This window comes from Bradyrhizobium sp. Ec3.3 (assembly GCF_000472925.1).
GTDB lineage: Bacteria > Pseudomonadota > Alphaproteobacteria > Rhizobiales > Xanthobacteraceae > Bradyrhizobium.
In genome coordinates this window covers 1-4627 of sequence record NZ_KI421480.1, presented here as the reverse complement: position 1 = coordinate 4627, position 4627 = coordinate 1, and the positions used below count along the sequence as shown (strand labels likewise).

The following is a 4627-nucleotide window of genomic DNA, read 5'->3' as shown; positions in this document are numbered from 1 at the left end:
CGCGCCGGGTCGCAGACGGTCAGCTACGATCAGGAGCAGCTTTGGCACGAGGCGGACCAAGCTGGAGGGCAGGCACCCGCCGGGTGGGACCATCCATGGTCGGGGCCGTCGTCGCAGTCCGATCAGCCTGCCGGGTCGCAAACGGTCAGTTACGATCTAGCCGAAGCCGTATGGGCGGTGCTTACCGGATTGGCAGGCCAGTCCTCAGCGCAGCCGTCGTCAGACTTCTTCCGCGGTGTTGGCTATCCCGTCAATTTGCCGTCCACCCCGCAGGAGCTGCGAGATGATGCTCATTATGCGCCGGCATTTCCGAGCACGACCTCCGATGCGTCGAAAGCGCCGGCCCCCGACCGCAGCGGGCGGGTGCTCGACACTAGGGAATGGCTGGGTGACCAGCATATTCTGCGGGATTACGAACTGCTGATGCAGGACTTGCAGCGGAACAATCCGGACCTCGCCGCCCGGACGCGGTTGGTCGATCCCCTCATCGCCCACTATCAACTGCGCCTGGGGCCTGCGAACGTGATGCTCGCCACCTTCCAGCGCATTGTAAATGTGAATGGTAACGATACAGCCGACTTTCTGTTCGTGCCAGTGAACGACGCAAGTGCTTCGGATCCTGTTCTCCGGGGCACCCACTGGTCGCTGCTGTTCGTTGATCGTCGCGATCGGGAGAGTCCAGTTGCCTATCACTACGACTCTAACCGGGGACAAAACGACGAGCGTGCAGCAATGCTCGCACAACGGCTGAGTGCTCGTCTGGAGCCGGTCCGCATGACCCAGCAGCGGAACGACTATGATTGCGGTGTCTTTGTGCTGGACGGTACGCGGGCGCTGGTTAGGCGATTGGCGCAAAGACGACGACCAGCCGTGCTGCATCTTGACAACCTCGTCGCCGACCGGCTGGCACTGCGAAACAGACTAAGGGGTTGACGTCAGCCTCTGCTGATAGAGCCGGTGGAGTGCGGCGCGGCACGAAGTTATCGGGGATCCCACGCTCGCCGACGCGATACTGGATCGTCTCGTCCATAACGGTCATCGCCTCCAGCTTGCCGGCGAGATCATGCGAAAACATAACGCCAAACCATCACCCTTGACGAGCAGCCAGGACGCTGACCCATCACCGCCTCGGCCGGAGGGGCTGCTCACGATCAGTAAAATGTGCACAGAAGCGGAAGGAGAAACACAACCCGCGCAACAAATCAGGGGGGCTTCCGCATATTTGGTGCAGGTCGTGGGATTCACGGAAGGCGCGAATAAGGTCAAAAGGTCGATATCGCAGATCAAAAGAAGCCGATGAGGCGCTCAGCTTTGTAGGGTCTGGTCACATCATTTCAGCGCAGCGAACGCCCGATCAAAGCGATAGTCTGGGATTCTGATCCGCTCTTTTGTAGGGTCGAAGCGGGATTCCACCTGGTCTGTGAACGGGGTGATGTTCGCCAGGTCGCAGACGCGATCGACCGGCGTGCCACCGCCGAGTGCGGTATGCGGGCGGCGCCAATTCCAATGATGTTGCCATTCGGCAATCCGATCCTCGATATCGGCGGCTTTCGGATCGACCGTTGACCAGAACTCCTCGAGGTCTGCCCTTTGAGTTCGTTCGACTTTGCCATTCAGATGCGGTGAGCGCGGCTTTATAGGACGGAACTTTATCGCCCAGTCCATCAGCGTTTGCTGCACAGCCTCGGCAAAGAACTCGCGGCCGCGATCGGTCTGGATGCGCTGAATCGGAAACGGCGTCTCCTCAATGAGGCGCTCCAGGAAGTCCAGCGCGTTGGCCGCTGTGCGTCGGCGATAAACGCCCAGCACCTTGTAGCGGGAGCAATCGTCAATCGCCGTATACTGGTAAACGCCCGGCGCGATCTTGCAGACGTCCATCTGCACCCGGTCGCCGGGAACTGGCCGCGCGTAGCGCTTTGTGCCCTTCATCTTGCGGCGCGGCCGCTTCAGTACCTGCTCACCGTGGCGACACAACACGCGATGCAGCGTGTCGAGCGAGTGCGTGCCGCATACCGTGGCCGCACTGGCGCGATGGCCGGCATCCGAATCGGTTGGTAACATTTTCCTACGCGTGGCGTGCCGCGGCACCGCTGTCCTGCTGATTTGATTTTCTTCTTGCTTCGGAAAATAGGAAGAAAGTAGAGAGACGCGAAGAACGAACTCGGCAAAGGCAGCTCGACGGCCTACGCCGATCCACGAGCCAGGGCGATCAGATTTAGCGGCAAGGCAATGTCCTGCCCCTGTCCTCCAAAGGCGCTGGGCTAGTTCTCGCAGGCGGCGCCGCATTGTCCTTCGCTTCGATCTGAAGATCCACGGGGACGGCTACGAAGCAGTGCCTGTTCTACACGTATCGAATGCCATCTCGGCCCTTCGTTCTTGCGGCCCGAGAAAATCGAAGGAGACATCAGGGAATGTTCGGACTTTTCAAACAGGGTGAATTGGAGAAGCCTGCCGCCATTGACCGGTCGCAGGCCGTCAGCGAATTCCAGATGGACGGGACGGTCATTGCGGCCAACGAAAAATTCCTGAAAATGATGGGATACGCCCAGTCGGAGATCCAGGGCCACCATCACCGCATGTTCGTTGACGCAGATGAGCGAGACTCGAACCGCTATCGCGAGTTCTGGGCCCGGCTTAACCGCGGCGAATGCCAGGCCGGGCAATTCCGGTGACTTGCCAAGGGCGGCCGGGAAGTATGGATGCTGGCAACCTACAATCCCGTTCTCGACGAAAAGGGAAAGCCTTTTGCGGTGGTGAAATTCGCCACCGATGTGACCAATCAGAAGCTAGAGGCGATTGATACGTCCGGACAGATCGACGCGATCGGCAGGTCCCAGGCCGTCATCGAGTTCGGCATGGATGGCATGATCATCACCGCCAACGCGAACTTTCTCAAAGCGGTGGGTTATTCGCTACCCGCATTTATCGAGGCGGGTTCAATCCACTGTGAAGCGAGCCCATAGCTTCGGAATTAATCGGGTCTGCGGGAGCTTGTGCTTCGTATATCGTTGGGCAGTTAGTACACCTCAAGGTTCGGTGCTGGAACCCCGGTCTTCCCGGTACAACCCTGAGAACTTCCGCCTTGCCTCCGCACCTCGGGCAGCGGGGCCACATCGTCTCGCGGGGTGAAAGCTTGTTAGTGAGCTGCGCGTCGAGCATGCGACGCTCCCTTCTGCTGTGAGGGCGGGAGCACAACACTCTCCGCCACCGATAAAGGCCACGGGCGGCGCGGTGATGACGGCAGCCTACGCCCAACGTACGCACCGCGTTTAGCAAAAAAGATACATAAAAAGCCGGCGAAAGGTGCCAACTGCGGCAGCGTCAATGCCTTGTCTGGTCCATTTCGAACGTGAACTTAGCCTTGCAGCACCGGGCCGTTGTCATCTCGGACTTCGATGGCCATTCGGTGCCGTGGGGAGCTGTCGCCGTTACCCCTGACTGCGTTCTTTGCCATGTCTACCAATGAGCGAGCAGCTTCTTCCTGTACGGATTCAATGTCGGGGAGTTCTATCCCTTCAAGGCGCAGCCGAATTGGTTATGGTTGTTTGGGGTTCGTAGCTGCGACGCTCGGGAGCGCGCGGGTCGGACGCTTATCATTGGGTTTCTTGACTGGGGCGGCAATCAATCCCTCTCGAATAGCCTGTTTCCGGGCCAGCTTGCGAGCGCGGCGAATCGCCTCGGACTTTTGGCGGGCCGCTTTTTCCGAGGGCTTCTCATAGAAGCTCGCCCGCTTCATTTCTCTGAACACGCCTTCGCGTTGCATTTTCTTTTTCAGAACTCGAAGTGCCTGCTCGACATTATTGTCGCGAACCAAGACTTGCATTCGTCAGAACTCCTAGTTCGCTGCACCATGTCTGAAAAGACGCAGCCTGCGACGCAGAGCGCCGCGACAACTTAAGTGGCCGACTGTCATATGGTTCCCCGCCGACTACGTCAATCCAGAAGAGAGAAACTAAATCGGACTACGCGCGTCGTAAGCAGATGGAAATCCATCTTGTTCGAGTCACGACCGATGACGCAGAGCGCCGGATTTGGCTGGCTGCCACGCCGCGTGAGGAGGCCGTGGATCGTGTCCTCGACGCAACTCCCGAGGGCTGGACAGCAACTCTGATTGAAGAAGGGCTGAGCGGAGAAGAGTCTGCGAACCTCGCCATGCCCCCCGGGGGAAGTCAGAGAGATGCCTTCGAAAACGCGCCTGTCCTAGGACGGTATCATCCGATCACGCTTGGCCGCTCCCGAGGGCCGCCCTCCCTAACATGCCGATCGAATGTCTGTTGAGGGTGTGCGCCGTGACAAGGCGGCGCTTTCCAGTGGGTGCAAGTCCCACCCGGCAAACGCTCCAGCCGGAAGCAATCGGAGCAGTCATGGAGGTAACGAAGTGGCTGAAGCCTTCGATTAGCGTGTCACGAATTGGTGACAGCGCGAGTGTGCAGGCCGNAACGCGAGTGAACGCCGAGCAAGCCTCGAAAAGGACGATGCGCAGGCCGACCCGACGACCCTTTCGGGGAAGGCTGACACGGCTGGAGGAAGTGAGCGAAGCAGTACCTCCAGTCGCTGCGCCGGGGTAGTGGCGACAGCATGTACACAAGGAAAGCGTACGCAACACGGGAGGCCCCACGACGTGGTC

The 4627-nt window shown here is 59.4% G+C and carries 3 protein-coding genes and 3 pseudogenes; 3 read left to right on the top strand and 3 right to left on the bottom strand.

The annotated features are described in order from the left end of the window. Together YUU_RS0148960 and YUU_RS59995 are read left to right on the top strand one after the other, a co-directional pair. A partial coding sequence (locus tag YUU_RS0148960; protein ID WP_245288344.1) for a Ulp1 family isopeptidase occupies positions 1-933 on the top strand: 933 nt, incomplete at its 5' end. A 40-nt stretch (positions 934-973) separates the two neighbouring features. Continuing rightward, positions 974-1084 (top strand): annotated as a pseudogene (locus YUU_RS59995) (ATP-binding protein); the annotation flags it as partial. Between the two features lie 245 nt (positions 1085-1329). Here YUU_RS59995 and YUU_RS54755 read toward each other — a convergent pair. Next, positions 1330-2004 (bottom strand): annotated as a pseudogene (locus tag YUU_RS54755) (DDE-type integrase/transposase/recombinase); the annotation flags it as partial. A gap of 440 nt (positions 2005-2444) precedes the next feature. On the opposite strand from YUU_RS54755, the pseudogene YUU_RS58170 reads away from it, so the two are divergent. Then, positions 2445-2915 (top strand): annotated as a pseudogene (locus YUU_RS58170) (PAS domain-containing protein); the annotation flags it as partial. 440 nt (positions 2916-3355) lie between these two features. Here the strand turns inward: YUU_RS58170 and YUU_RS63205 are convergent. Both YUU_RS63205 and rpsU read right to left on the bottom strand, forming a co-directional pair. After that, complete coding sequence (locus YUU_RS63205; protein WP_371260621.1) at positions 3356-3463, bottom strand: hypothetical protein; 108 nt, start codon at positions 3461-3463, stop codon at positions 3356-3358. Positions 3464-3535: 72 nt separating this feature from the next. Next, positions 3536-3823, bottom strand: coding sequence for a 30S ribosomal protein S21 (rpsU, locus tag YUU_RS54750; RefSeq protein ID WP_035665512.1), 288 nt, complete (start codon positions 3821-3823; stop codon positions 3536-3538). Positions 3824-4627 lie beyond the last annotated feature (804 nt).